The organism is Rhodanobacter sp. LX-99 (genome assembly GCF_018599185.1).
In the GTDB taxonomy this organism is placed as follows: Bacteria; Pseudomonadota; Gammaproteobacteria; order Xanthomonadales; family Rhodanobacteraceae; genus Rhodanobacter.
This window is the reverse complement of sequence record NZ_JAHFVL010000001.1, coordinates 1990075-2016638: the sequence shown is the minus strand read 5'-3', so window position 1 is coordinate 2016638 and position 26564 is coordinate 1990075. Positions and strand designations below refer to the sequence as shown.

Sequence of the window (26564 nt, the reverse complement as noted above, 5' to 3'; positions counted from 1 at the left end):
CGCCGCCATCTCCCGCTGGACTTCCCGCATGACCACCAAGACCGTCTGGATCACGGGCGCCACCTCCGGGTTCGGCGCCGCCACCGTGGAGCGCTTCGTGGCCGGAGGCTGGCGGGTGATCGCCAGCGGCCGCCGCGCCGAACGGCTGCAGCACCTGGTGGCGCAGCACGGCGCCGAGCGCGTGCACGCGGCGGCGTTCGACGTGCGCGACGAGGCCGCGATGCGTTCCGCATACGCGGACCTGCCGCCCACGTTCGCCGGCATCGACCTGCTGGTCAACAACGCCGGCCTGGCGCTGGGCACCGCGCCGGCACAGCAGGCGGATCTGGCGCAGTGGAAGCAGATGATCGACACCAACGTCACCGCCCTGGTGTCGCTGACCCACCTGCTGCTGCCGCAACTGGTCGAGCGCCGCGGCGCGATCGTCAACATCAGCTCGATCGCCGGCAGCTACGCCTACCGCGGCGGCAACGTGTACGGCGGCACCAAGGCCTTCGTCACCCAGTTCTCGCAGAACCTGCGCTGCGACCTGCACGGCAGCGGCGTGCGCGTGACCTCGGTGGAGCCGGGCATGGCCGAGACCGAGTTCACCCTGGTGCGCACCGGCGGCGACCAGGCCGCCTCCGACCAGCTCTACGCCGGCGCCCATCCGATCACCGCCGGCGACATCGCCGACACGATCTGGTGGATCGCCAACCTGCCGCCGCACCTCAACATCAATCGCATCGAGGTGATGCCGGTCAGCCAGTCGGCGGCCGGACTGCAGGTGGCGCGGGACAACTGAACCCGCTCAGCCGGCCTCGCCGCGATGCACGTCGTGCGTCACGAAGGGGCGTTCGGGATCCGGTGCGGCAAGCCAGTGCGGATGCGCCAGCGTGTGGCGCATGTCGTCCAGGCCGCTCTGCCAGTGGTTGCGCATGCTGGCGGCGCTGAATTCGTAGTCCTTGAAGTGGCCTTCGTGCGGCCTGTCCTGGTAGATCAGGTGGATCACGTTGGTCAGCGCCTCGGCCGCGCGTGCCTCGGCATGCCGGTACGCCGGGTTGCTGCGCCGCTCCTCCGGCACCAGCGCCATCACGTCGTGCAGCAGCCGGCGCTGTTCCTGCGTGCGGCGCATGAACTCGGTGACCAGCCGGGTGCGGCTGGAGTACTGGATCTCCTTGCTGCGCTCGGCCACGTCGGCGAGGTCGCGCGGCAGCGTGCCGCGGGCGCTCCACAGATCGACCTGGAACACCAGCGTGTCGCAGCCGGGGCGCTCGCTCAGCACCTCGTACAGCGGCGTATTGGAGACCATGCCGCCGTCCCAGTAGAACTCGCCGTCGATCTCCACCGCGGGAAAGCCCGGCGGCAGCGCGCCGGAGGCCATGAAATGCTCGGGACGCAGGCGTTGCTTGCGGTTGTCGAAGTAGGCGAAGTTGCCGCTGCGCACGTTCACCGCACCGACCGCCACGCGCATCGCGCGCGGGTCGTTGAGGCGGTCGAAATCGACCAGCCGCTCCAGCGTGGCGCGCAGCGGCGCGGTGTCGTACCAGCTCACGCTGTCCGGCGTGGCATGCGCGCCCAGGAATGGCGGCGGCTGGCGCGGACGGAAAAAGCCGGCCTGGCCTTCGGCCATCGCGCGCCAGGCGGCCAGACCGCTCAGCCCGTTGAGCCACGCGGTGGGCCACGCCACCTCGTCGAGCCACGGCAGCGCCAGCGTGTCCGGCCACAGCGGCGAGCGGCAGATCGCCTCCCAGAATTCGCGCAGCCGCTCCACCCGCCGCTCGGGTGCGTTGCCGGCGATGATTGCCGCGTTCAGTGCGCCAATCGAGATGCCGGCCAGGCGTGTCGGCTGCAGGCCGGCCTCGTCCAGCGCCTCGAACACGCCGGCCTGGTACGCGCCGAGCGCACCACCACCCTGCAGCACCAGGGCGATGGTGCGGTAATCGCGAGCCACCGCCGCGGCCAGCGAACCGGCAGGATCGGGCTTGGTCACTGCATGAACCAGCCGTGGCTGACCACGATCGACTGGCCGGTCAGCGCCGCGGACGGGAAGGTGGCCAGGTACAGCGCGGTCTGCGCGATGTCCTCGACGGTGGTGAAGGTGGCATCGACGGTGTCCTTCAGCATCACGTTCCTGATCACGTCCGCTTCGCTGATGCCCAGCTCCTTCGCCTGCTCGGGAATCTGCCGCTCGACCAGCGGCGTGCGCACGAAGCCGGGGCAGATCACGTGCGAGCGCACGTTGTGCGGCGCGCCTTCCTTGGCCAGCGTGCGGGCCAGGCCGAGCAGGCCGTGCTTGGCGGTGACGTAGGCGGACTTCAGCTTCGACGCCTCGTGCGAGTGCACCGAGCCCATGTAGATCACGATGCCGCCGCGGCTCTTGCCGGTACCGTCGTCCTGGTACATGTGCTTCAACGCGGCCTTGGTGGTGAGGAAGCCGCCGTCGAGATGGATCGCCAGCATCTTCTTCCAGTCGGCGAAGGCGAACTGCTCGATCGGGTTGATGATCTGCACGCCGGCGTTGGAGATCAGGATGTCCAGACGGCCAAACGCGGCGACCACCTTGTCGGTGCCGGCGTTGACCGCGTCCTCGCTGGTGACGTCCATCGCCACGCCGAGCGCCTTGCCGCCGGCCGCATTGATTTCGGCCGCCACCTTGTCCGCGGCGTCCTGGTTGATGTCGGCGATCGCCACGCTGGCGCCGTGCTGCGCGTACAGCTCGGCGATCGCCTTGCCGAGGCCGCTGGCCGCGCCGGTGATCAGGGCGACCTTGCCGTTGAGACTTGTCATGCGCTGCTCCTGTAACGATCAGAAATAAGCTCGATATTGCTCCCTTCTCCCCTTGGGAGAAGGTGGCGCGAAGCGACGGATGAGGGTTTGGTCGGAGCGGGATGTCGCGCTCTGCACCGAACCTTCACGCCACCCTCTCCCGAGGGGGAGGGGCTTTCCATCAATGCGACTCTTCGGCGAGATAGGTGTACGCGGTGAGCCCGCCGTCGAGCGTGTCGTACAACTGCCCGGCTTCCGCGCCGGTCACGCCCGCGCCGGCGATGCGCTCGCGGTAGCTCTGCCGCAATGCCTCCAGGTCGTAGCCGACGTAGTCGAGCATCAGGTCGGTGGTGTCGCCGCGGCGCACGTGGGCGAAGGTGTAGCCGTCGCCGTCCACGCGCACGTTGACCGCGTCGGTGTCGCCGAACAGGTTGTGGATGTCGCCCAGCGTCTCCTGGTAGGCGCCGACCATGAAGATGCCGAGCCGGTAGCTTTCGCCGTTCCGCAGCGCGTGCAGCGGCAGGCTGACGTCGACGCCCTCGGCGTCGACGTAGTGGTCGATGCGGCCGTCCGAATCGCAGGTGAGGTCGACGATCACGCCGCGCCGGGTCGGCTGCTCGTCGAGCCGGGCGATCGGCGCGATCGGGAAGATCTGCCCGATCGCCCACACGTCCGGGATCGACTCGAACACCGAGAAGTTGACGAAGTACTTGTCGACGAGCTTCTCGTCCAGCTCGTCCAGCGCCTGCCGGTGCGAGCGCTCGGCCGGCAGCAGCCGCAGCCGCACCGCGCCGGCGATCGCGTAGTACATCTCGTCCAGCCGCGCGCGGTCGGCCAGCGCCAACTGGCCCAGCGCGTACAGCGTCTGGCCCTCGCTCAAGTGATGCTGGGCCTCGTGGAACAGTTCCAGCGCGGGACGCCGGTCCAGTTCCTCCCAGGTCTCGCGCAGGCGGCGCAGCACCGCCGGTTCGTCCGCGCACGGCGGCGGGATCGCGCCGGCCGGCACTTCCTCGACCTCGGTCACGTTGACCACCATCACCGCGTGGTGCGCGGTCATCGCGCGGCCGGCCTCGGTGAGGATGTGCGGCGCATCCAGGCCTTCGGCAGCCACCGCCTCGGCCAGCGACTGCACGATGGTCGAGGCGTACTGCTCGATCGAGTAGTTGATCGAGTTGTGGCTGCGCGAGCGCGAACCCTCGTAGTCCACGCCGAGGCCGCCGCCGACGTCGACGATCTCCAGCGGCACGCCCATCCGGCGCAGCTCGACGAAGTAGCGCGTGGCCTCGCGCATGCCGTTGGCGATGTCGCGCACGTTGGAGATCTGCGAACCCATGTGGAAGTGCTGCAGCTTCAGCGTGTGCTTGAGGCCGGCGCGATCCAGCCGTTCGATCAGGCTCAGCACCTGCTGCGGCGACAGCCCGAACTTGCCCTTGTCGCCGCCGGTGTTCTGCCACTTGCCGGCGCCGATCGAGGCGAGCCGCACGCGTACGCCAAGCAGCGGTTCCACGCCCAGCGCCTGCGCCTCGCTGAACACGTGGTCGAGCTCGGACAGCTTCTCGATCACGATGTGCACGCGCAGGCCGAGCTTGCGCCCGATCAGCGCCAGGCGGATGTACTCGCGGTCCTTGTAGCCGTTGCAGATCACGATGGAGCCGGGCCGCGCCATCGCCAGCACCGCCATCAGCTCCGGCTTGGAACCCGCTTCCAGGCCGAAGCCGTGCGTACCGGCGGCGACCAGTTCGCCGGCCACGCCGCGCTGCTGGTTCACCTTGATCGGGTAGATCGCGGTATAGCCGCCGGCATAGCCGTGCTCGGCGATCGCCTGGGCGAACGCGCCCTGCAACCGCGCCAGGCGGTCGGCCAGGATGTCGGGGAAGCGCACCAGCAGCGGCAGCCGCAGGCCCTCGGCGCGAGCGCGTTCGACAATTTTCGGCAGCGACAGCGCCGGGCCGTACGCGCCGCGCGGGCGCATCACGATCTCGCCGGCCGCGCTCACGTCGACGTAGCCGTCGCCCCAGTGCGGCACGGCGTAGGTGTGACGCGCGGTGTCGGTATTCCAATGGTTCGCCATCAGCGTTGCTCCTCGTGCAAACGAATGATGTCGTCGCAGCGGCGAGCCTTGACGCTTTGCTCCACAAGAGCACGAGCCCGAGCGACCGGAAGCCTCGCACGCCGCGGGGCCGATCGGACTGGTCGGCCGCCGGCGCGCTGCGCCGGCCAGGCCAGCCGCCATTGTAATGGGCACCTGTGACGATATGCGCACGGGCCGCCGACCCGCTCTCGGGACGTTCACCCCGGTTATCGCTACAATTGGCAGTCTTTGTCCTTCCACCCGGTTCGTCAGGAACATCCGCCATGTCGCAGCAGTCCACGCCGAATGAAGCCAGCTGGTTCACCGAGGCCCACCAGGCTTCCGGCTCCTCCATCGGTTTCCGCACCGAGCAACTGCTGCATGCGGAGAAGACCCCGTTCCAGACCATCGAGATCCACAAGACCACCGACTGGGGCAACCTGATGGTGATCGACGGCTGCGTGATGCTGACCACGCGCGACAACTTCTTCTACCACGAGATGATGACCCACCCGGCGCTGTTCACCCATGCGCGCGCCAAGCGCGTGGTGATCATCGGCGGCGGCGACTGCGGCACGCTGCGCGAGGTGCTCAGGCACGAGGAAGTCGAGCACGCGGTGCAGGTGGAGATCGACGAGCGCGTGACCCGCCTGGCCGAGGAGTATTTCCCCGAGCTGTGCGAGTCCAACGGCGATCCGCGCGCCGAACTGCTGTTCATCGATGGCATCAAGTACATGGCCGACGCCGAGCCCGACTCGCTGGACCTGATCATCGTCGACTCGACCGACCCGGTCGGCCCGGCCGAAGGCCTGTTCAACGCCGCGTTCTACGCCAGCTGCTACAAGGCGCTGCGCCACGGCGGCCTGCTGGTGCAGCAGAGCGAATCGCCGCTGGCGCACATCGAACTGATCAAGTCGATGCGCTCGGCCATGCGCACCACCGGCTTCAGCGCGGTGAAGACGCTGCCGTTCCCGCAGCCGTGCTACCCGACCGGTTGGTGGAGCTGCACGATGGCGCGCAAGGGCGGCGACCTGTCCGGCTTCCGCGAGCGCGGCGCGCTGAGCAAGAACTTCCCGACCCGCTACTACAACGCCGACATCCACAAGGGCGCGCTGGCGCAGCCGGAGTTCATGCGCGAGGCGCTGGGCGAGTAAGCCGGGATTCGAGATTGGGGATTCGGGATTCGTCAAAGCCGCGGCTCGTCGCTCTTTCGAATCCCCAATCCCGAATCCCGGCACTCAAAACATCTTCGAGCGCACCTTCGGCAGCAGCACCAGCAACAGCGTGGCGAGCGGGCCGAACAGCAGCGACAGCAGGAACCACAGCAGGCCGCTGCGGTTCTTGCCCTGCGCCAGGGCGGCATTGATCAAGGCCAGCGTGCCCCAGCCGACAAACCAGGGTGCGCCATCGGCGAATGTCGACAGATGATCCACTACGCGTCTCCCGAACGATGACATGGGGGCGCGGCCCTGCGCCGGGGAACACCCATCCTAGCAAGCCTTGTCGCCTCGATCCGTCTGCACCGGCCGATGGATCAGCCGCGCTTAATCCGCGGGAGGTATGCTGCGCGCTTTGACTGCGGACCCGAGCCCATGATGCGTGGATTGCGTTGCCTCGTCCTGACGTGCGCCTTGTCGCTGGCCGTCGCGCCGGCATTCGCCAGCAAGGCCATCGCCGACAAGAGCCAAGGCACGCCGGACAAGGCCGCCCAGGCCCGCGACAAGGCCCAGCTCGCGTTCCAGCGGGATCTGGTCAGCGTGCTGGCACCGGGCGGCGATCCGTTGCGATTGCTCGGCGCGGCCCTGCTGGCGCGGCCGCTGTTCAACCAGACTCCGAGCAACAGCTTCCACCGCCTGATCGAACGCGCCACCCAGGCCGAAGGCGCCGGTGCGGCGGTGTACTGGGTGCAACTGGCCGATTGCGACAGCAACGCCGACGTCTGTCCGAACACCGTGGCGCTGGAGCATCTGCTCGGCCAGGCGCCGGACAACGCCGCGGTATGGCTGCTCAAGCTCGGCGCCGATGCGCGCGGCATGAAGCAGGACGCCGCCCGCGACGACCTGGCCAAGGCTGCCGCGGCAAAACTCTACGACGACTATGCCGGCACCACCCTGCAGGCGCTGGCCAACGCGGTCGGCATGTTGCCGCCGCCGCCCGACACGCTGGACCCGACCCATGCGGGCGGCGCGGTGGGCATGCAGGCCGTGCTGGTCTTCGGCCTGGCCACGACCCAGCCGCAGCCAAGCCTGCAGCTGGTCGCCAAGTTGTGCGAGAACGCCGGCGAGGATGCCTCGATCAAGGCCGATTGCCTGGCCCTGGGCAAGACTCTCGAGTGGGGTTCCAGCCCGCTGGCGCGTTCGCTCGGCCTGCACCTGCGCGAAGTGCTGGCCGATGATCCGGCGCAGCAGCAGGAAGCCAAGGACGCCCGCCGCAACCTGATCTGGCAGGTACAGGGCTTCGCCCAGCTGCTGGCCCGGGCGCAGGACGACCCGGCGCTGGCCCAGCGCCTGCTGGCGCTGGCCCGCAACGGCGGCACCGAGATGAGCCTGCAACTGGCCGCCCTGCGCGACAACAGCATCCCGACCGAAGCCCCCACCGGCTGGCAGCCGCGCAAGGCGCAGTGAATCGAGCACGAGGGGGAACAAGCATTCGCCGCGCTGCACGTTTCCCGTTCCCTGTTTCCCTTTCCTGCTCCCCCCGGTAGGCTTGGTCCACCTTCCGTGGCAGGGGCGATCCGATGCTTACGACGCTGGTGGCAAGCAGCAAGGGTGGTTGCGGCAAGAGCACGCTGGTGACGCAACTGGCGTCGCACTGGGCACAGGCGGGGCAGCACACCGCGATCATCGACGCCGACCGGCAACACTCCAGCTTCCGCTGGGCCGAACTCAGACCGGACAACGTCCCCGGCGTGCTGGCGCTCGACAGCGGCCGCCGCAGCCTGCAGCGCGTGCCGCCGGACACCCAGCAACTGCTGATCGACACCCCCGCCGGTTCCGGCGAGCGCGAGCTGGAGCCGTTCATCGACGTGGCCGACGTGCTGCTGGTGCCGGTGCTGCCGTCCTCGTTCGATCTCGACGCCACGTTGCGCTTCCTCGGCGAGCTGCAATCGATCAACCGCATCCGCCGCGGCAAGCTGCCGGTGGCGCTGGTCGCCAACCGGCTCAAGCCGTGGACCCACGCCAGCCAGGACGCGCTCGCCCAGCTCGCCGAGCAAGCGCCGTTCCCGATCGCCGCGCAGCTGCGCGACAGCCAGGCCTACGTGCTGCTGAGCGGCCTCGGCAAGGGCATCTTCGATTACCAATCCGAACAGGTCCGCAGCCACCAGCAGGACTGGAAGGCCCTGTTGCGCTGGATCAAGCGCCAGCACTGAAGCGCGCCCCTCCCGATATTCATCGCGCGCCTCGCGCAACCACACCCCGGAGTCTTCCATGCACGAACTGATCCTGTTGCGACACGCCGAAGCCGTGCCGATAGAAACCGCCGGCAGCGACCAGCAGCGCCCGCTCAGCGCGCGCGGCGAGCAGGAAGCCCAGGCCGCCGGGCTGTGGCTGACCGCACACGGCCTGCGCCCCGATCGGGTGCTGTGCTCGCCGACCCGGCGCGCCGACGAGACCACCCGGCTCGCGCTGGCCGCGATCGACAACGCGCCCGTACCGCAGCAGGCCAACGAGATCTACGACGCCTCGCCCGGCGAACTGCTGGCCTTGCTCGACCAGCATGCCGACGCCGATACGGTCATGCTGGTCGGCCACAACCCCGGCATGGAGCGGCTGGTCGCCCTGCTGGTCGAAGGCCGCTCCGACGAATTCCGCGGCATGCCGCCCGGCGCGCTGGCGGTGTTGCACCTGGACGGCGCACTGGAGCCGGGCAACGCCCGCCTGGACGCGTTCTGGTCGCCCTGACGCAGGTGCCGGCCTGACTGCGCAAGTCACGCCGGCCATCCGCGGCGGCCATGCGATGCCCGCCGCCGGTGCTCACGGCTACGGCACGCACAAACCGTATCATTCGCCCATGCCTGTCCTGCGCCGTCTCCTTTTCCCGCTCCTGCTCGCGCTCCTGTTGCTGCAAGGCTGCACGGTGTCACGTGCACAGATCCGCCGCGCCGATGCGGTGGTCGCCGCCACCACCGATCGCAGTGTCAGCTGCACGCAGGCCGACCATTGCGCGCAGCCGTCGCCGCTGCTGGCCGCAGCCACGGCGGCACTGGCCGCCTCCACGCCGGAGCGGCCGGTACACGTGGTCACCCTGCTCGACGACTCCGAGCCGGCCATGGCCGCGCGGATCAACCTGGTGCGCGCGGCGCGGCGGTCGATCGACGTGCAGACCTTCATCTGGGACCAGGACGACGCCGGCCAGCTGATGCTGGACGAACTGGTGCAGGCAGCGCGGCGCGGCGTGCACGTGCGCATCCTGGCCGACCAGCTGTTTTCCTTCGACGACCTGGACCTGCTCGACCGGCTGGCGCGGGTCAGCCCGAACCTGCAGGTGCGGCTGTACAACCCGACCTTCCAGAAAGCCCACACGCAACCGCTGGAATTCGCCGCCGGCGTGCTGTGCTGCTTCATGCAGTTCAACCAGCGCATGCACAACAAGCTGCTGCTGGTGGACGACCGCATCGGCATCACCGGCGGGCGCAACTACCAGGACCGCTACTTCAACTGGGACGACACGTTCGACTACGTCGACCGCGACGTGATGGTCGGCGGTCCCGCCGGGCAGCAGATGGCGGCCAGCTTCGAGCTGTTCTGGAACCACCCGCGCTCGGTGCCGCTGACCCACCTGCGCGACGTCAACCGGCGCATCCTGTCCGACCGCGCGCCGCCGGTCTGGCCGGCCCCCCATTACCTGCGGCCGTCGCGGGTGGCCCGGGTGCAGCAGGCCGCCGAGGACCCGGCCTGGCTGCAGGCCTGGCTGGTCGACGCCTCGCTGCAGGTGGGCAAGGTCGACTACTTCAGCGACCTGCCGGCGAAGACCGATGCGACGCACAAGCGGAGCGCGACGGACTTCACCCGCCACATCATGCGCATGATCAGCGCGACGAAACGCGAGGTGCTGCTGCAGACACCGTACCTGGTGATGAGCAAACACGCCCAGCACATCTTCCGCGTGCTGCACCGGCGCACCGATCCGCCGCGGGTGATCGTCTCCACCAACTCACTGGCCTCGACCGATGCGTTTGCCGTGTACGCGATGTCGTACAAGCACCGCAAGCGTTACCTGAAGAAATTCGGCTTCGAGATCCACGAGATGAAGCCGCATGCGCCCAGCGCGGCGGTGGACAACGAACTGGCCAACCTCGGCATGGATGCGCCGGGCCTGTCGGGCGAAAACGCCAGCCCGGCCGGCGCCGCCAGGGCGCGCTTCCACCTGCTCGGCAGCCGCGGCAGCAACAACCTGCCGGCGCCCCTGCGCAGCGAGGGGCGCCGCTTCGGCCTGCATTCGAAGTCGATCGTGGTCGACGACACCTTCGCGATGATCGGCTCGCACAACTTCGACCCGCGCTCGGATCACTACAACACCGAAGCCGGCGTGATCGTCTACGACCACGCCTTCGCCGACCAGCTGCGCCACAGCATCCTGCGCAGCACCCAGCCGGAGAACGCGTGGGTGATCGCGCCGCGACAATCGAAGGTGCCGGTGCTGACCGACATCAACAAGGCGATCGGCACGGTCTCCGAGCAACTGCCGCTGTTCGACCTGTGGCCGTTCCGCTACGCCACCAGCTTCGACCTCAAGCCCGGCTGCCAGCCGCTGCGCGCCACCGACCCGAACTTCTACGCGTGCTACCAGCCGGTCGGCGATTTCCCCGACGTGGCGCTGTCGCCGAAGCTGATCATCACGCGGCTGGTCACTGCGTTCGGGGTGGGCGCCAAGGGCGTGCTGTGAGTGCCGCTGGCCGTGCCTTACGCTCCGAGGAAATCGCTTTCGCAGCTGTGTTTTTTGAAGCAAGAGCAAAGAGCTTTCGTCCTCCTTGCGGAGGGCGAGTTACTTTCTCTCGCTTGCCCCGGCGTGCCTCGAAGCAAAAGCTCAAGCGCAGAGCGGTCGATCGCCTGCGGCGACCGAGTCACTTTTCTCTTGCGTGGCCAAGAGAAAAGTAACCAAAAGAGAAGGCCACCCCGCTTGCGCGCCTTGCGGACATCCTGTCCGCAAGGTCCGCGGTCGGGTTACGGGGTTTGTCGACAGGGCATCCTGCCCTGACGCCAAACTGGCTTGCATCCATGCAAGCCACCCTGCGGGCTTTTCCTCCACCCGCCCGCCGCTCCAGAGGGGCCCCGGTAAAGCAGCGGGCCATCGTGGCCCGCACTCTTCAAAAGAGCCGATCAAAAACAGAGCAACGGCAGAGCGACGCCTTGCTCCGGCTGTTGCCCTGCTTCGCTTCTGCGCTTCACCACCGAGTGCGGGCCACGATGGCCCGCTGCTCTACCCGGGGTCCCTTGCGCGGCGGTGAGTCGGGGTCGACAGGCCGCGTAGCGGGAGTCGACAGGGATGTCGACTCCTTTTCGCCCGGACAGGAGTCCGGTCGAAAAGCCCGACTCCGGCTCACGGACTTGCCGGGCAGGAGCCCGGCAAGCGCCAAGCGGGGTGCCCCTCTCTTTGGTTACTTTCTCTCGGGCAAGCGAGAGAAAGTAACTCGCCCTCCGCAAGGAGGACGAAAGCTCTTGCTCTCAAACCACCAGCGTCGTTGCGGCTGGACAAAAACTCTACGGCAACTGCGCGATGCGGTCGCCCTGCGAGGAGAAGCGCATCGGCAGTTCGCCGCTGAGGCCGTCGGGGCGATCCGGCGGTACCGCGAAGCGCCAGCCGTGCACGCTGCGCAACGCATGCTCGTCGAGCACCGGGTCGCCGCTGGACTGACTGACGCTGGCGCTGCGCACCTGGCCGGCGCCGTCGATGTCGACGCGCAGCAGCACGCGGCCGTCCAGATGGCCGCGCAGCTTGTACCACGGCTGCGATGTATCGGCGGGCATTGCCAGCGGCACCAGTTCCGGTGCCGGCGGCACGCTGGCCTGCGCGGCACCAGCGTCGACGGCGGAGAGATCCGCCGGCACGCGCGTCGTCCGCACCACGCGGGCTGGGGCATGCGAGCGCCGCGGCGAGGGCAGGGCAGCACGCGGCGCGGATGCCGTCCGCGCGGCGGCATAGCGCGGCGGCGGGCCCGGCCAGTCGGTGGTCAGCGTGCTGAGCCAGCCGGTGCCGGCAACGCCGACGGCCAGCGCGAGCAAGCTGAGGGTGGTGGTGGTGCGCAGGCGAAACATGGCGGCCTTTATGCACCCTCCAGGGCGAATCGCGGCTGAAGCCGCCGACCCGTCACCGTTCGAGGATCGCGGTGACGCCCATCCCGCCGGCGGTGCAGATCGAGATCAGGCCGCGGCCGGAGCCCTTCTGCTCCAGCATCTTCGCCAGCGTGGCGATGATCCGCGCGCCGGTGGCGGCGAACGGATGGCCGACGGCGAGGCTGGAGCCGTGCACGTTGAGCCTGGCCGGGTCGATCGAACCGAACGGCGCGTCCAGGCCGAGCCGGTTCCTGCAGTAGTCGGCCGACTCCCACGCGCGCAGCGTGCACAGCACCTGCGCCGCGAACGCTTCGTGGATCTCGTAGTAGTCGAAGTCCTGCAGGGTCAGCCCGTTGCGCGCCAGCATGCGCGGCACCGCGATGGTCGGCGCCATCAGCAGGCCTTCGCCGTGCACGAAATCCACCGCGGCGACTTCGGCGTCGCGCAGGTACGCCTGCACCTTCAGGCCGCGCTGCGTGGCCCACGCGTCGCTGCCCAGCAGCACCGCGGCGGCGCCGTCGGACAGGCCGGTGGAGTTGCCGGCGGTGAGCGTGCCGTGGCCGGACGTCTTGTCGAACGCCGGCTTCAGCGAAGCCAGCTTGTCCATGCTCGAGTCCGGGCGCAGGAAACCGTCGCGCTTCAGCCCGCGGAACGGCACCAGCAGGCCCTCGAAGAAACCGGCGTCGTAGGCGGCGGCCAGCTTGTGGTGGCTCTCCAGCGCCAGCCGGTCCTGCGCCTCGCGGGTGACGTGCCACTCCTTCGCCATCTGCTCGCAGTGGTCGCCCATCGACTTGCCGGTGCGCGGCTCCGCCACACCGGGAAACGACGGCTTCAGCTCGCCGAGCGAGAACCCGCGCAACGCCACCTTCAACTTGTCCAGCGGCGTCTTCGCGCGGTTCACCGCCAGCAGGCGTTTGCGCAGGCGGGTGCCGTAGACGATCGGCACGTCGGAGGTGGTGTCCGAACCGCCGGCGATGCCGGCTTCGATCTGTCCGGCGGCGATCTTGTTGGCGATGATGATCGCGTTGTCCAGCGACGTGCCGCAGGCGCGCGCGGTGGTGATGCCCGGCGTGGTCGGCGCCAGTCCGGAACTGAGCAACGCCTCGCGCGCCAGGTTCCAGTCGGACGAATGCCTGATCACCGCACCCATCGCCACCTCACCCAGCTCCACTCCGTGCAACCCGAAGCGCTCGACCAGCGCGCCGAGCACTTTCACCGACATGCCGAAGTTGCCGACGTCGGCATACGCCGTGTTGTTGCGGCAGAACGGAATGCGTACGCCGCCGATGACGCCGACGCGCCTTTGCGTGTTTTCCATGCTCAGAACAGTCCACCACTCAAGTTTGTCAAGGCTAACCCGCCATGCCGCGCGGCGGAAGCCCAAAACGCTGAATGGTAGAATCAGTTCTCTTTGCCCATGGATCACCGCCTCGTGGAAGCGCAAACGCTGCTCGCCCTGCCTGTCGTGCTGGCGCTGGAACCGGTCGCGGGCGAGCCGCCGGCGCAGCTGACGCTCTCCCGCGACGAGGCTGCGGAACTGGCCGCCCTGGTCGCCGCCGACCTGCACGCGCTGGTGCCGCAGGTCGACGCTGCCCGGCTGGCGCTGGCCGGCGCGCTGTTCGACCAGGTCGAGTTGCTGCGGCCGGGCTTCCCGGTGTGGGCCACGCTGGACGAGCTGGCGCGGCGCGTGCCGCGCGGCCATCTGCAGAACGTGGTGGCTTTCGGCAGCCATGAGGGACACATGCCGGCGCAACCGCTGGAACCGTCGCCGCTGTACGCCGAAGGCCCGATGCGGCTGTTGCCGATGAGTCTGCTGGCGCCGGCGGAACTGGCCGGGGAGCTGTCCGAGCAACTGGAGATCCAGCTGGTCGGCCGCGGCGAGGCGGGCACGCTGACCGCCGACTGGCTGATGCGCACGCTCGGCATCCGGCTGGAGCACGTGCGCTACCTCAGCCGCAACGACCTTCTGGCGCTGACCTGCGTGCAGTACGAGCACGTCAACCTGGCGCCGCTGTGGGCGCTGCTGGAGGCGGCGTTGCTGACCCCGTATCGCGAAGAAGCGACGATGAGCGCGCGCGGACTGGCCCTGCGCTACGCCGGCGGCAAGGTGCTGGCGCAGTCGCCTGCGCAATGGCTGGCCGCGCAGACCGGCGACGCCGCGGAGCGTGCGCACGGGTTCGCCGGCATCGTGTTCGAACTGCGCCAGTACGCCGCGCTGCTCGACGCCCACCAGCTGCCGCTGCAGCTGCAGCCGGACGCCGCGCAGCAAACCGAAGCCACCCACGGCTACCTGCTGGAAACCCTGGCCGCGGCCGATCCCGGCTACGACACGCCGACGCTGTTCGCCCACGAGGCGCCCGGCCTCGGCGTGATCGCGGTCACCGTGGCGCAGCGCGGCGACGGCGGCCATGCGCGCGCGCTGGCGCACGCTTATCCGCTGCAGCCGCAGGCACTGGGGCCGCTGCTGGCGCTGCTGGCGGACCGTTACGGCAGCGCCGGCGAACTGCACGTGCTGGGCCGCGTCGTGCTGGATGGCGACGGCCGGCTCGGCGCGCCACCCACCGCCCTGCACTGAATCCCGCGGGGCCGCGATTCGGGGTAGCTGGGCAACGGCGCCGACTCGGCGCATGATGGCGAGGCGCCGACAGGGGGCGCCATGCTGACGGAATGACCATGCGGCCGCTCAAGCCTGCCGAGGTATTGCCATCGCTTCCGGAAGAAACCGACTGGCCGGCTCGGGTGGCGCGCGGCACGCCCGCGCTGCTCGCCTACCTCGACCTCGAGCAGCGCTTCCGCTACGCCAACGACACCCATCGCCGCTGGCTCGGCATCGACCCGCAGCAACTGCTCGGCCGGCGCCTGGTCGACGTGGTCGGCCGGCGCAACCACCAGCTGGCCGGCGCGGCGCTGGAGCGCGCCTACGCCGGCCGCATGGCCAGCTACGAGGGCGAGCTGTACAACGGCGGCGAGCGGCGCTACGCGCACGGCAACTTCCAGCCCGACTTCGACGCCGACGGCCGGGTCTGCGGCATCTTCACCGCGCTGATCGACATCACCGAGCGGCGCACCCTGGAACTGCAGCTGCACGAGAGCGAGCAGCGCTTCTTCGCCGCGTTCCAGCATGCCGCGATCGGCATGGCGCTGACCCGTCCGGACGGGCGTTTCCTGCGCGTCAACGCCGCGGTCTGCCAGATGCTCGGCTACCGCGAGGACGAACTGCTGCAGCTGGACATCGCCAGCCTGACCCACCCGGACGACATGGCGGCCGACGCGGAACTGATGGCGCAGCTGCTGGCCGGCGAACGCGAGTCGTACCAGCTGGAGAAGCGCAACTTCCACAAGGACGGCCGCGTCGTGCACATCCTGCTCAGCGTGTCGCTGGTGCGCGACGAGCAGGGCGCGCCGCTGTATTTCGTCTCGCAGGTGCAGAACATCAGCCAGCGCAAGGCGTTCGAGGACGCGCTGCACCGCGAGCGCGAGCTGGCCGAGGTGACCCTGCGCTCGATCGGCGACGCGGTGATCACCACCGATCCGCAGCTGTGCATCACCTCGCTCAACCCGATCGCCGAGGCGATGACCGGCTGGAACGGGATCGAGGCTCAGGGCCGGCCGATCGAGGAGATCTTCCAGCTGTTCGATGCCCAGCACGGCCACGCCGTGGCGAATCCGCTGCGCGCGGCGATCGAGCACAACACCATCGTCGACCTGGCCGGCCGCACCCTGCTGCGCCACCGCCACGGCTTCGACACGCCGGTGGAGGATTCCTCCGCGCCGATCCACGACCACGCCGGCAACGTGATCGGCGGCGTACTGGTGTTCCACGACGTCAGCGAGACCCGCGCGCTGGCGCTGAAGATGATCCACCTGACCCAGCACGACACGCTCACCGGCCTGCCCAACCGCAGCCAGCTGCACGACCACATCGGCCAGGCGATCGCCACCGCGAACCGGCGCCAGCAGCGCGCCGCGCTGCTCTACATCGACATCGACAACTTCAAGCAGGTCAACGAACTGCACGGCCACGCCGCCGGCGACCGGGTGCTGCGCGCGTTCACCGCCCAGTTGCACGGCTGCCTGCCCGGCGACGAGCTGCTGAGCCGCTACGGCGGCGACGAATTCGTGGTGATGCTGCCGCACCTGGAAAGCGTGGGCGAGGCGGCCAGCCTGTGCCAGACCCTGATCAACCACGGCGAGCAGACCCGCGTCGACGGCCTGTCCGAACTGTCGCTGCGCCTCAGCATCGGCATCAGCGTGTACCCGGACGATGCGATCGAGCCGGAAGACCTGCTGCAGCACGCGGAGACCGCGCTGGTCGCGGTGAAGGCGCAGGGCCTGCACGGCTACCGCTTCTTCACCGCGTCGATGAACGAGCGCGCGCGGGCGCGCCGGCGGATCGAGACCGCGCTGCGCCAGGCGCTGCCGCGGCACGAACTGGACTTGCACTACCAGCCCAAGGTGGATGCGCAAAGCGGCCGCATCGTCGGCGCCGAGGCGCTGTTGCGCTGGCACGCGAACGGACGCGAGCAGTACACGCCGGACCAGTTCATCCCGGTCGCCGAGGACACCGGGCTGATCCTGCCGATCGGCGCCTGGGCGCTGCGCCAGGCCTGTCGCCAGGCGCAGCTGTGGCAGCGCTGCGGCCGCCCCATTCCGGTGTCGGTGAACGTGTCGCCGCTGCAGTTCCAGCATGCCGAGTTCTACAACTGGCTCGACGAGGTGCTGGACGGCAGCGGGCTCGAGGCCGGCCTGCTCGAACTGGAACTGACCGAACGCATGGTGATGTCCGGCGGCGACGCCACCACCGGCCTGCTGCAGCGGATCAAGCGGCGCGGCGTGCGGCTGTCGCTGGACGATTTCGGCACCGGCTACTGCAGCCTGTCCTACCTGAAGCATTTCCCGATCGACGCGCTGAAGATCGACCGCGTGTTCGTGCGCGACATCACCACCGACCGCGACACCGCCACCATCACCAGCGCGATCATCGCGATGGCGCGCAGCCTCGACAAGGACGTGATCGCCGAAGGCGTGGAGACGCGCGAGCAGGGCGCCTTCCTGCGTCACGCCGGCTGCTCGCAGCTGCAGGGTTTCCTGTACGGCGCAGCGGTGCCGGCGGCGGCATTCCAGAAGCTGCTGGTCGAGCCCGCCTGAACCGCATGCCCCCGGGCAGCGCCCCTACGCCGCCGAATCCGACAGCAGCGCCTCGTACATGAAGTAGTGGCAGCGCTGCATGCCGAGCCCTTCGTAGGTCGCCTGCGCGTGCTGGTTCCCGGTTTCCACGTACAGGCGCAGGCCGACCGCGCCGGCGGCGGCGGCGCGCTGCGCGACGTCGGCGTAGAGCGCCCGGAACGCGCCGCCGCGGCGCGCGGCGGGCACCACGTAGACACTCTGGATCCACCAGAAATCGCCGTCGCGCCAGTCGCTCCATTCGTAGGTCACCAGCAGGCTGCCGACCGCCGCGCCGTCGCGCTCGGCCACCAGGTAGAAACCGCGCTGCGGCCGCTCGAACACGCCGCGGATGCCGCGTTCCAGCGTCGCGGGGTCGAGTCGCTTGTGCTCGGTTTCCCAGGCCATCGCCGCATTCCAGGCGGCCAGTTCGGGCAGGTCGGTGAGGGCGGCGGCGCGGATCTGCAGCGGCACGGCATGGCTCCGGTGGGTGGATGGACGCACATCGTAGCGTGCGCGCCCTTCACACGCCGACGCGTAACGTGGAAGCGAAGCCGGCGGTTGCAGCCCGTCGAGGCGGGCTCCTGCCGGCGTGCCGCCCGCACGGAGCGCGTCGTGTTCCGCTCCGGCACGAGCCCAAGGAAACCTGCTTTGAAGATCGGCAACCTCCTCGACCTGCTCAAACTGCGCCGCCTGCGCGCCTTCCACCGCCGCCGCGCCGCCGCGCGCACGCGGCCGGAGCAGGAGCCGGCACTGCGCGCGGAGCTGTTCAGCACCGAACAGATGGAACGGCACGGCCGCGCCCTGGCCGCCCAGCACCGGCTCAGCCCGCAGGTCAGCATGGATTCGCTGCTGGCGCGGCTGGACGACAACGAGGCGGTGCTGACCCACACCTGCGAACGGCTGACCAACGCCACCCGCAAGCGCCGGCGCATCACCCCGGCCGGCGAATGGCTGCTGGACAATTTCTACCTGGTCGAGGAACAGATCCGGATCGCCCGCCGGCACCTGCCGAAGGGCTACAGCCGCGAACTGCCGCGCCTGGCCAGCGGCCCCTCGGCCGGCCTGCCGCGGGTCTACGACATCGCGCTGGAAATCATTTCGCACGGCGACGGCCGGGTCGACACGCACAACCTGCTGCGCTTCATCGGCGCCTACCAGGAAGTGACCGCGCTGCGGCTGGGCGAGCTGTGGGCGATCCCGATCATGCTGCGGCTGGCCCTGATCGAGAACCTGCGCCGGGTCGCCGCACGGGTGATGGCGGACTGGCGCTACCGCGGCAAGGCCGTGCGCTGGGCCGACGCGATGACCGCCACCGCCGAGCGCGACCCGAACTCGGTGGTGCTGGTGGTCGCCGACATGGCGCGCTCGGACCCGCCGATGAGCGGCCCGTTCGTGGCCGAGATGGCGCGCCGGCTGCAAGGCCAGAACCCGGCGCTGGCGCTGCCGCTGAGCTGGATCGAGCAGCGCCTAGCCGCGTCGGGGCAGAGCATCGAGCACCTGGTGCAGCTCGAAGCGCAGCAGCAGGCCGCCAACCAGGTCACGATCAGCAACAGCATCGGCAGCCTGCGCACGCTGTCGGCGATCGACTGGCGCGACTTCGTCGAGCACTGCAGCCTGGTCGAGCGCTGCCTGCGCGGGGACCCGGCCGACGTCTACGCGGCGATGGATTTCGCCACCCGCGACCGCTATCGCCACGCGGTGGAATCGATGGCGCGCCGGCACCGGCTGAGCGAACTGCGGGTGGCCGAGGCGGCGATCGCGCTGAGCCAGGCCGAGGCGCCCACCGACTGCACCGCGCCGCAGCCGCAGCACGTCGGCTACTACCTGATCGACCGCGGCCGGCGCCGGCTGGAACAGCAGCTGGGCATCCGCCCGCCGCTGCGCGAGACACTGCGCCGCGGCTTCGACCGCGCGCCGCTGCCGATCTACCTGGGCCTGCTGGCGCTGCTCACGTTCGCGTTCGCGCAACCGCTGGTCGCCGCCGCCGCACACGAGGAGCTGTCGCCGTGGACGCTGCTCGCGCTGGCGATTCCCGCCGCCATCCTGGCCAGCCAGCTGGGGTTGAGCCTGCTCAACTGGCTGGCCACCCTGTCGATCGCGCCGCGGCAGCTGCCGCGCATGGATTACTCGCACGGCATCCCGGCCAGTGCGCGCACCCTGGTGGCGATTCCGAGCCTGTTCGCTAGCGCGCAGGACGTCGACGAGCTGGTCGAGTCGCTGGAGGTGCGCTTCCTCGGCAACCGCGACGACCACCTGCACTTCGCCCTGCTCACCGATTTCGCCGACGCGGACCGCCAGACCCTGCCCGACGACGAGGCGCTGCTGCGGCTGGCGCAGCGGCGCATCGAGGCGCTCAACGAGCGCTACGCCGACGGCAAGGCCGACCGTTTCTTCCTGTTCCACCGCCCGCGCCGCTGGAACGTGGGCGAGCACTGCTGGATGGGCCACGAACGCAAGCGCGGCAAGCTGGCCGACCTCAATGCGCTGCTGCGCGGCAACGCGCACGGCCGCTTCATGCTGATCGTGGGCGACATCGCGGCGCTGGGCCCGGTGCAGTACGTGATCACCCTGGACACCGACACCGAACTGCCGCGCGACGCGGCGCAGGCCTTCGTCGGCACCATCGACCACCCGCTCAACCGCGCCGTGTACGACCCCGAGCGGCGCCGCGTGGTCAGCGGCTACGCGATCCTGCAGCCGCGCGTCGGCATCAGCCTGCCCAGCACCGCGCGTTCGCGCTACGCGCAGCTGTACGGCAGCGACGCCGGCATCGACCCGTACACGCAGATGGTTTCGGACGTCTACCAGGACGTGTTCGGCGAAGGCTCGTTCATCGGCAAGGGCATCTACGCGATCGACCCGTTCGAGCGCACGCTGGACGGGCGCTTCCCGGAAAACCGCATCCTCAGCCACGACCTGGTCGAAGGCTGCCACGCGCGCTCGGGCCTGCTCAGCGACGTGCAGCTGTTCGAAACCTACCCGGCCCGCTACGGCGCCGACGTGAGGCGCCGGCATCGCTGGATCCGCGGCGACTGGCAGCTGCTGCCGTGGCTGCTGCCGTGGGCGCCGACCGCGCACGCCGGCTGGCGCCGCAACGCGCTGACCGCGTTGTCGCGCTGGAAGATCCTCGACAATCTGCGCCGCAGCCTGGTGCCGGTGGCGGTACTGGCGCTGCTGGTCGCCGGCTGGCTGCTGATTGCGCCGGTGTTCTCGTGGACCGTGGCCGTGCTGTCGATGGTGCTGGTGCCGCCGCTGCTGTCGGCCCTGCTGGACCTGGTGCAGAAGCCGCGCGAAGTACAGCTCGACCAGCACCTGCGCGCCGGCTTCCAGGCCGGCATGCAGCACCTGGCGCGAATGGCGCTGGGGCTGGCGTGGCTGCCGCACGAGGCGCTGTACCACCTCGATGCGATCGTGCGCACGCTATGGCGCATGGCGATCAGCCAGCGCCACCTGCTGCAGTGGCAGACCTCCAGCGAGGTCGAGCGGCGCAGCGACAACGCACCGGCCGCGCTGTGGCGGCTGATGTGGATCGGCCCGCTGCTCGCCGTGCTGCTGGGCGTGGCGCTGGTGTTGCAGCGTCCGCAGGCGCTGTGGCTGGCGATGCCGCTGCTGCTGCTGTGGCTCGCTTCGCCCGCGGTCGCATGGTGGATCAGCCAGCCGCGCGCACCGCACGCGTTCGCGCCGAACGCGGCGCAGGAGCGCTTCCTGCGCACGCTGGCGCGGCAGACCTGGGCCTTCTTCGACGCCCACGTCGGCGCCGCCGACCACTGGCTGCCGCCGGACAACCTGCAGGAACAGCCCGGACCGGCGATCGCCCACCGCACCTCGCCCACCAATATCGGCATGGCGCTGCTGGCGAACCTGGCTGCGTACGACTTCGGTTTCCTGAGTGGCGGCCGCCTGCTCGAACGCACGCGCCTGACCCTGGCCACCATGCAGAGGCTGCCGCGCCACCGCAGCCACTTCTACAACTGGTACGACACGCAGAGCCTGCAGCCGCTGACGCCGCTGTACGTCTCGGCGGTGGACAGCGGGAACCTGGCCGGCCACCTGCTGACCCTGCGCCCGGGCCTGCTGGCACTGCCCGACGAGCCGGTGTTCCAGCCGCGCGTGCTGCGCGGCCTGCTCGACACGCTGGAACTGCTGCACGACGCGCTCGACACCGACGCCGCCCGCGCACTGGAACCGCTGCGGCAATCACTGCTGGACGCGCTGGCCACGCCGCCGGACCGCTGCAGCGCCGTACTGGCGCTGCTGCAGCGGCAGCTCGATCACGTTCACCTGCTGACCCGGAACCTCGCCGTCGCATCGGGCAGCGACGCGGCGTTCTGGCTGGACGCGCTGCTCGGCCAGGTCAGCGAGTTCGTCGACGAAGCGCTCGCGTTCGAGCTCGATCCGCCGGACGACGACAACGCCGGCTTCGACGGCATCCCCAGCTTGCGCCAACTGGCACGGATCGAGCCGCTGTGCTGGCCGGCCGAAGCCGGCGCCGACGCGGTGCGCGAGCGCGCCTCCGCGCGCATCGCCGCGTTGGAACAGCTGGCGCAGCAGGCCGGCGAACTGGCGCTGATGGACTACCGCTTCCTGTACGACAGCGCGCGCGACCTGCTGGCGATCGGCTACAACGTCGACCAGCGCCGGCTCGACGCCGGCTACTACGACCTGCTGGCGTCGGAGGCGCGCCTGGCCAGTTTCGTCGGCATCGCCCAGGGCCAGCTGCCGCAGGACAGCTGGTTCGCGCTGGGGCGCCTGCTCACCACCGTCGGCGGCGAGCCGGTGCTGCTGTCGTGGACCGGCTCGATGTTCGAGTACCTGATGCCGATGCTGGTGATGCCCAGCTACGAAGGCACCCTGCTCGACCAGACCTGCCGCGCCGCGGTGACGCGGCAGATCGAATACGGCAACCAGTTGAACGTGCCGTGGGGCGTTTCCGAATCCGGCTACAACACGCTGGACGCGCACTTCACCTACCAGTACCGCGCGTTCGGCGTGCCCGGGCTGGGCCTCAAGCGCGGGCTGGGCGACGACGTGGTGATCGCGCCGTACGCCTGCACGCTGGCCTTGATGGTGGCGCCGGCGGCGGCCACGCGGAACCTGCAGCGGCTGGCCGAGGCCGGTGCGCGCGGCCGCTTCGGCCTGTATGAAGCGATCGACTACACGCCGGCGCGGCTGCCGCTGGGCCAGGACTCGGCGCTGGTGCGGCAGTTCATGGCGCACCACCAGGGCATGAGCCTGCTGGCGCTGGGCTATGCACTGCTGGGCCGGCCGATGCAGCGGCGCTTCGAATCCGACCCGCAGTTCCAGGCCACCAGCCTGCTGCTGCAGGAACGCGTGCCGAAGACCGCGGCCGAGTACCTGCACGCGTCCGGCTTCCCCGAACTGGACGGCAGCCTGCAACCGGCCGAAGCGCGGCTGCGCGTGTTCGCCGACCCCGACCGCCCGCGCCCGGCCGTGCAGCTGCTGTCGAACGGCCGCTACCACGTGATGCTGAGCAGCGCCGGCGGCGGCTACAGCCGGCGCGGCGAGCTGGCGCTGACGCGCTGGCACGAGGACATCACGCGCGACCACTGGGGCATGTTCTGCTACCTGCGCGACGTGGCCAGCGGCGACTACTGGTCCACCGCGTACCAGCCCACGCGGACGAAGACCGAGCAGTTCGAGGCGATCTTCTCCGACGCGCGCGCCGAGTTCCGCGTGCGCGAACGCGAGTTCGACGCGCACACCGAGATCGTGGTGTCGCCGGAAGACGACATCGAACTGCGCCGCACGCGCATCACCAACCGCAGCCGCACGCGCCGCACGATCGAGCTGACCAGCTACGCCGAGGTGGTGCTGGCGCCGCCGGTCGCCGATGCGCTGCACCCGGCCTTCAGCAAGCTGTTCGTGCAGACCGCACTGGTGCAGGAGCTGCAGGCGATCGTGTGCACGCGCCGTCCGCGCGCGGCCGACGAGCACGTGCCGTGGATGTTCCACCTGCTGGCGGTGCACGACGCCGACATCGACGCGATCTCCTACGAGACCGACCGCGCCCGCTTCATCGGCCGCGGCCGCAGCACGGCCGAACCGCAGGTGCTCGACCGCGAGCAGGCGCAGCTGTCCAACAGCGAAGGCTCGGTGCTCGACCCGATCGTGGCGATCCGCTGCCGCATCACGCTGGAACCGGAGCAGTCGGCCACCATCGACTTCGTCACCGGCATCGCCGAGCAGCGCGACGGCTGCCTGCAGCTGATCGGCAAATACCGCGACCGCCACCTCGCCGACCGCGTGTTCGACCTGGCCTGGACGCACAGCCAGGTGCTGCTGCGCCAGCTCAACGCCAGCCTCGCCGACGCGCAGCTGTACGAGCACATGGCCACCGGCATCCTGTTCCCGAACGCCAGCCTGCGCGCCGAGCCGGCGGTGCTGCGCGGCAACCGGCGCGGCCAGTCCGGGCTGTGGGGGCAGGCGGTCTCCGGCGACCTGCCGATCGTGCTGCTGCAGATCGCCAGTCCGTCGCGGATCGAACTGGTGCGCCAGCTGGTGCAGGCGCACGCGTACTGGCGGCTGAAGGGGCTGGCGGTGGACCTGGTGATCTGGAACGAGGACCGTGCCGGCTACCGGCAGGAACTGCATGACGCGATCATGGGCCTGATCGCCTCCGGCAGCGAGGCCAGCCTGCTCGAGCGCCCCGGCGGCATCTTCGTGCGCCCCGCGCAGCAGCTGTCCGGCGAGGACCGCCTGGTGATGCTGGCCAGCGCACGGATCATCCTCAACGACGGCCGCGGCAGCCTGGCCGAGCAGATCGGCCGGCGCCATGTGGAAACCCATGCGCCACGCTTCGAGCCGAGCCGGCCGAAGCGCGTCGGCAGCGCCATGCTCGCCGCCAGCGCCAGCGCCCCGGCGACGCTGCAGCTGACCAACCCGCACGGCGGCTTCAGTACCGACGGCCGCGAATACGTGATCACCCAGGCCGCCGGCGACAGCACGCCGGCGCCTTGGTCGAACGTGCTGGCCAACCCGTACTTTGGCACGGTGATCTCCGACAGCGGCAGCGCCTACACCTGGGGCGAGAACGCGCACGAATTCCGGCTCACCCCATGGCACAACGACCCGGTCGGCGACGGTGGCGGCGAGGCGCTGTACCTGCGCGACGAGGAGACCGGCCAGATGTGGTCGCCGACCCCGCTGCCGTGCCGCGGCAGCGGCACCTACGTCACCCGCCACGGCTTCGGCTACAGCGTGTTCGAGCACCACGAGGACGGCATCCGCTCCGAACTGTGGGTCTACGTGGCGCTGGATGCGTCGGTGAAATTCTCGGTGCTGAAACTGCGCAACGAGTCCGGCCAGCTACGCCGGCTCAGCGTCACCGGCTACGTCGAATGGCTGCTCGGCGACCTGCGCGCGAAGACCGCGATGCACGTGGTCACCGAGTCGGACCCGGCCAGCGGCGCGCTGTTCGCGCGCAACGCCTACAACAGCGAGTTCCCGAACCGGGTGGCGTTCTTCGACATCGACGACCCCGCCCGCGGCATCGACGGCGACCGCAGCGAATTCCTGGGCCGCAACGGCAGCATGCGCGCACCGGCCGGACTGGGCCGCACGCATCTCTCCGGCCGGCTCGGCGCGGGACTGGACCCTTGCGCGGCGCTGCAATCCAGCGTGAACCTGGACGACGGCGAGCAGCGCCAGCTGATCTTCCGCCTCGGCCTGGGCCGCGACGCCGCCGACGCCAGCGCGCTGGTGCAGCGCTTCCGCGGCAACGGCAGCGCCGCCGACGCGCTGGAAAAAGTCCGCGCGCACTGGGCGCGCGTGCTGGGCGCGGTGCAAGTGCACACGCCGGAGCCGGCACTCGACGTGCTCGCCAACGGCTGGCTGCTGTACCAGACCATCGCCTGCCGCCTGTGGGCGCGCAGCGGCTACTACCAGTCCGGCGGCGCGTTCGGCTTCCGCGACCAGCTGCAGGATTCGATGGCGCTGCTGCACGCCGCGCCCGCGCTGTCGCGCGCGCAGCTGCTGCTGTGCGCCGCGCACCAGTTCACCGAGGGCGACGTGCAGCACTGGTGGCATCCGCCGCTGGACCGGGGCGTGCGCACCACCTGCTCCGACGACTACCTGTGGCTGCCGCTGGCCACCAGCCGCTACGTGCTGGCCAGCGCCGACCGCGGCGTGCTGGACGAATGCGCCGGCTACATCGAGGGCCGCGCGCTGCACCCCGGCGAGGAGTCGTACTACGACCTGCCGCAACCCTCGGGCCTGCGCGAGACGCTGTACCAGCACTGCGTGCGCGCAATCGAACGCAGCATGGCCCAGCGCGGCGCGCACGGCCTGCCGCTGATCGGCGGCGGCGACTGGAACGACGGCATGAACCGGGTCGGCGAACAAGGGCGCGGCGAAAGCGTGTGGCTGGGATTCTTCAGCTGCGAGGTGCTGGCCCGCTTCGCCGAGGTGGCCCGGCTGAAGCAGGACGAGGCCTTCGCGCTGCGCTGCGAGAGCGAAGTCGCCCAACTGCGCGTCGCGCTGGAACAGCACGGCTGGGATGGCGCCTGGTATCGCCGCGCGTACTTCGACGACGGCACGCCGCTGGGCTCCAGCGGCAACGACGAATGCCGGATCGACTCGATCGCGCAAAGCTGGTCGGTGCTGTCCGGCATCGGCGCCCCGGAACGCCAGCAGCAGGCGATGGACTCGCTGGATTCCCACCTGGTGCGCCGCGGAGCCGGCCTGGTGCAATTGCTCGACCCGCCGTTCGACAAGTCGGCGCTCGACCCCGGCTACATCAAGGGCTACGTGCCCGGCGTGCGCGAGAACGGCGGCCAGTACACGCACGCGGCGATCTGGGCCACGATGGCGTTCGCCGAACTCGGCGACAGCGAGCGCGCGTGGGAACTGCTGCGCATGATCAGCCCGGTCAGCCACGGCATCGACGCCGCGCAGATGGACGTCTACAAGGTCGAGCCCTACGTGGTCAGCGCCGACGTCTACGCCGTCCAGCCGCACACCGGCCGGGGCGGCTGGAGCTGGTACACCGGCTCCGCCGGCTGGATGTACCGGCTGATCGTGGAGTCGTTGCTGGGCCTGCGCCTGGAAGCCGGCAAGCTGCGCTTCGCGCCGGTGCTGCCGCCCGAATGGGAAGGCTTCTCCGTCGACTACCGCCACCGCGACACGTCATACCGGATCCACTTGCGCCAGAGCGATGCCGGTACGCCGAGCACGCTGTGGCTGGACGGCGTAGCACAGGCCGACGGCTGCATTCCGCTGGCCGACGACAGCGTGGAGCACGGCGTGGAACTCAACTGGCCGCGCCGTGCATGAAGCCGGGCGCGGCT

16 protein-coding genes are annotated in these 26564 nt (G+C 69.9%); 9 read left to right on the top strand and 7 right to left on the bottom strand.

Going from position 1 to position 26564, the window contains the following annotated elements; genetic code table 11:
* Positions 1-28 precede the first annotated feature (28 nt).
* Positions 29-784 carry an SDR family NAD(P)-dependent oxidoreductase gene (locus KK131_RS09265; protein WP_214556364.1) on the top strand — a complete coding sequence of 252 codons (756 nt, stop codon included), beginning with the start codon at positions 29-31 and terminating at the stop codon, positions 782-784.
* A gap of 6 nt (positions 785-790) precedes the next feature.
* Here KK131_RS09265 and KK131_RS09260 read toward each other — a convergent pair whose 3' ends face one another.
* The 3 genes from KK131_RS09260 to speA form a co-directional block, all read right to left on the bottom strand.
* Positions 791-1972 (bottom strand): patatin-like phospholipase family protein, encoded by a 1182-nt coding sequence (locus tag KK131_RS09260; RefSeq protein ID WP_214556363.1) that lies wholly within the window; start codon positions 1970-1972, stop codon positions 791-793.
* The gene (locus tag KK131_RS09255; RefSeq protein ID WP_214556362.1) at positions 1969-2769 is read right to left on the bottom strand and encodes a 3-hydroxybutyrate dehydrogenase; all 801 of its coding nucleotides are present in this window, start codon (positions 2767-2769) and stop codon (positions 1969-1971) included. Before KK131_RS09255 ends, KK131_RS09260 begins: the two co-directional genes overlap by 4 nt.
* A gap of 160 nt (positions 2770-2929) precedes the next feature.
* Positions 2930-4819: a biosynthetic arginine decarboxylase gene (gene speA / locus KK131_RS09250; protein WP_214556361.1), complete on the bottom strand. Its 1890-nt coding sequence runs from the start codon at positions 4817-4819 to the stop codon at positions 2930-2932.
* Between the two features lie 284 nt (positions 4820-5103).
* Here speA and speE point away from each other — a divergent pair, with 284 nt between their 5' ends.
* Entirely contained in the window at positions 5104-5973 is an 870-nt protein-coding gene (speE, locus tag KK131_RS09245; protein WP_214556360.1) for a polyamine aminopropyltransferase, read from the top strand.
* Between the two features lie 84 nt (positions 5974-6057).
* Here the strand turns inward: speE and KK131_RS09240 are convergent, their stop codons facing one another.
* Positions 6058-6252 (bottom strand): antitermination protein NusB, encoded by a 195-nt coding sequence (locus KK131_RS09240; RefSeq protein WP_214556359.1) that lies wholly within the window; start codon positions 6250-6252, stop codon positions 6058-6060.
* A 159-nt stretch (positions 6253-6411) separates the two neighbouring features.
* Here KK131_RS09240 and KK131_RS09235 point away from each other — a divergent pair, with 159 nt between their 5' ends.
* The 4 genes from KK131_RS09235 to KK131_RS09220 all read left to right on the top strand — a co-directional run bounded on the left by KK131_RS09235 (position 6412) and on the right by KK131_RS09220 (position 10705).
* Positions 6412-7443 carry a hypothetical protein gene (locus KK131_RS09235; RefSeq protein WP_214556358.1) on the top strand — a complete coding sequence of 344 codons (1032 nt, stop codon included), beginning with the start codon at positions 6412-6414 and terminating at the stop codon, positions 7441-7443.
* Positions 7444-7556: 113 nt separating this feature from the next.
* A complete protein-coding gene (locus KK131_RS09230; protein WP_214556357.1) occupies positions 7557-8189 on the top strand; it encodes a ParA family protein in 633 nt (210 codons plus the stop codon).
* 58 nt (positions 8190-8247) lie between these two features.
* Complete coding sequence (locus tag KK131_RS09225; protein ID WP_214556356.1) at positions 8248-8721, top strand: histidine phosphatase family protein; 474 nt, start codon at positions 8248-8250, stop codon at positions 8719-8721.
* A gap of 109 nt (positions 8722-8830) precedes the next feature.
* Positions 8831-10705: a phospholipase D family protein gene (locus tag KK131_RS09220; RefSeq protein WP_214556355.1), complete on the top strand. Its 1875-nt coding sequence runs from the start codon at positions 8831-8833 to the stop codon at positions 10703-10705.
* A gap of 815 nt (positions 10706-11520) precedes the next feature.
* Here KK131_RS09220 and KK131_RS09215 read toward each other — a convergent pair.
* Positions 11521-12075, bottom strand: a complete 555-nt coding sequence (locus KK131_RS09215) for an energy transducer TonB (RefSeq protein ID WP_214556354.1) — start codon at positions 12073-12075, stop codon at positions 11521-11523.
* Between the two features lie 52 nt (positions 12076-12127).
* On the bottom strand, positions 12128-13411 hold the full coding sequence (locus KK131_RS09210) for an acetyl-CoA C-acetyltransferase (RefSeq protein WP_214556353.1): 1284 nt from the start codon (positions 13409-13411) through the stop codon (positions 12128-12130).
* Between the two features lie 114 nt (positions 13412-13525).
* Here KK131_RS09210 and KK131_RS09205 point away from each other — a divergent pair, with 114 nt between their 5' ends.
* Positions 13526-14668, top strand: a complete 1143-nt coding sequence (locus tag KK131_RS09205; RefSeq protein ID WP_214556352.1) for a hypothetical protein — start codon at positions 13526-13528, stop codon at positions 14666-14668.
* A 98-nt stretch (positions 14669-14766) separates the two neighbouring features.
* Positions 14767-17241, top strand: coding sequence for a GGDEF and EAL domain-containing protein (locus KK131_RS09200; RefSeq protein ID WP_214556351.1), 2475 nt, complete (start codon positions 14767-14769; stop codon positions 17239-17241).
* Between the two features lie 24 nt (positions 17242-17265).
* On the opposite strand, the gene KK131_RS09195 is transcribed toward KK131_RS09200, so the two are convergent.
* On the bottom strand, positions 17266-17730 hold the full coding sequence (locus KK131_RS09195) for a GNAT family N-acetyltransferase (protein ID WP_214556350.1): 465 nt from the start codon (positions 17728-17730) through the stop codon (positions 17266-17268).
* A 177-nt stretch (positions 17731-17907) separates the two neighbouring features.
* Here KK131_RS09195 and KK131_RS09190 point away from each other — a divergent pair, with 177 nt between their 5' ends.
* The gene (locus KK131_RS09190) at positions 17908-26550 is read left to right on the top strand and encodes a glucoamylase family protein (RefSeq protein WP_214556349.1); all 8643 of its coding nucleotides are present in this window, start codon (positions 17908-17910) and stop codon (positions 26548-26550) included.
* The last annotated feature ends 14 nt before the right edge of the window (positions 26551-26564 follow it).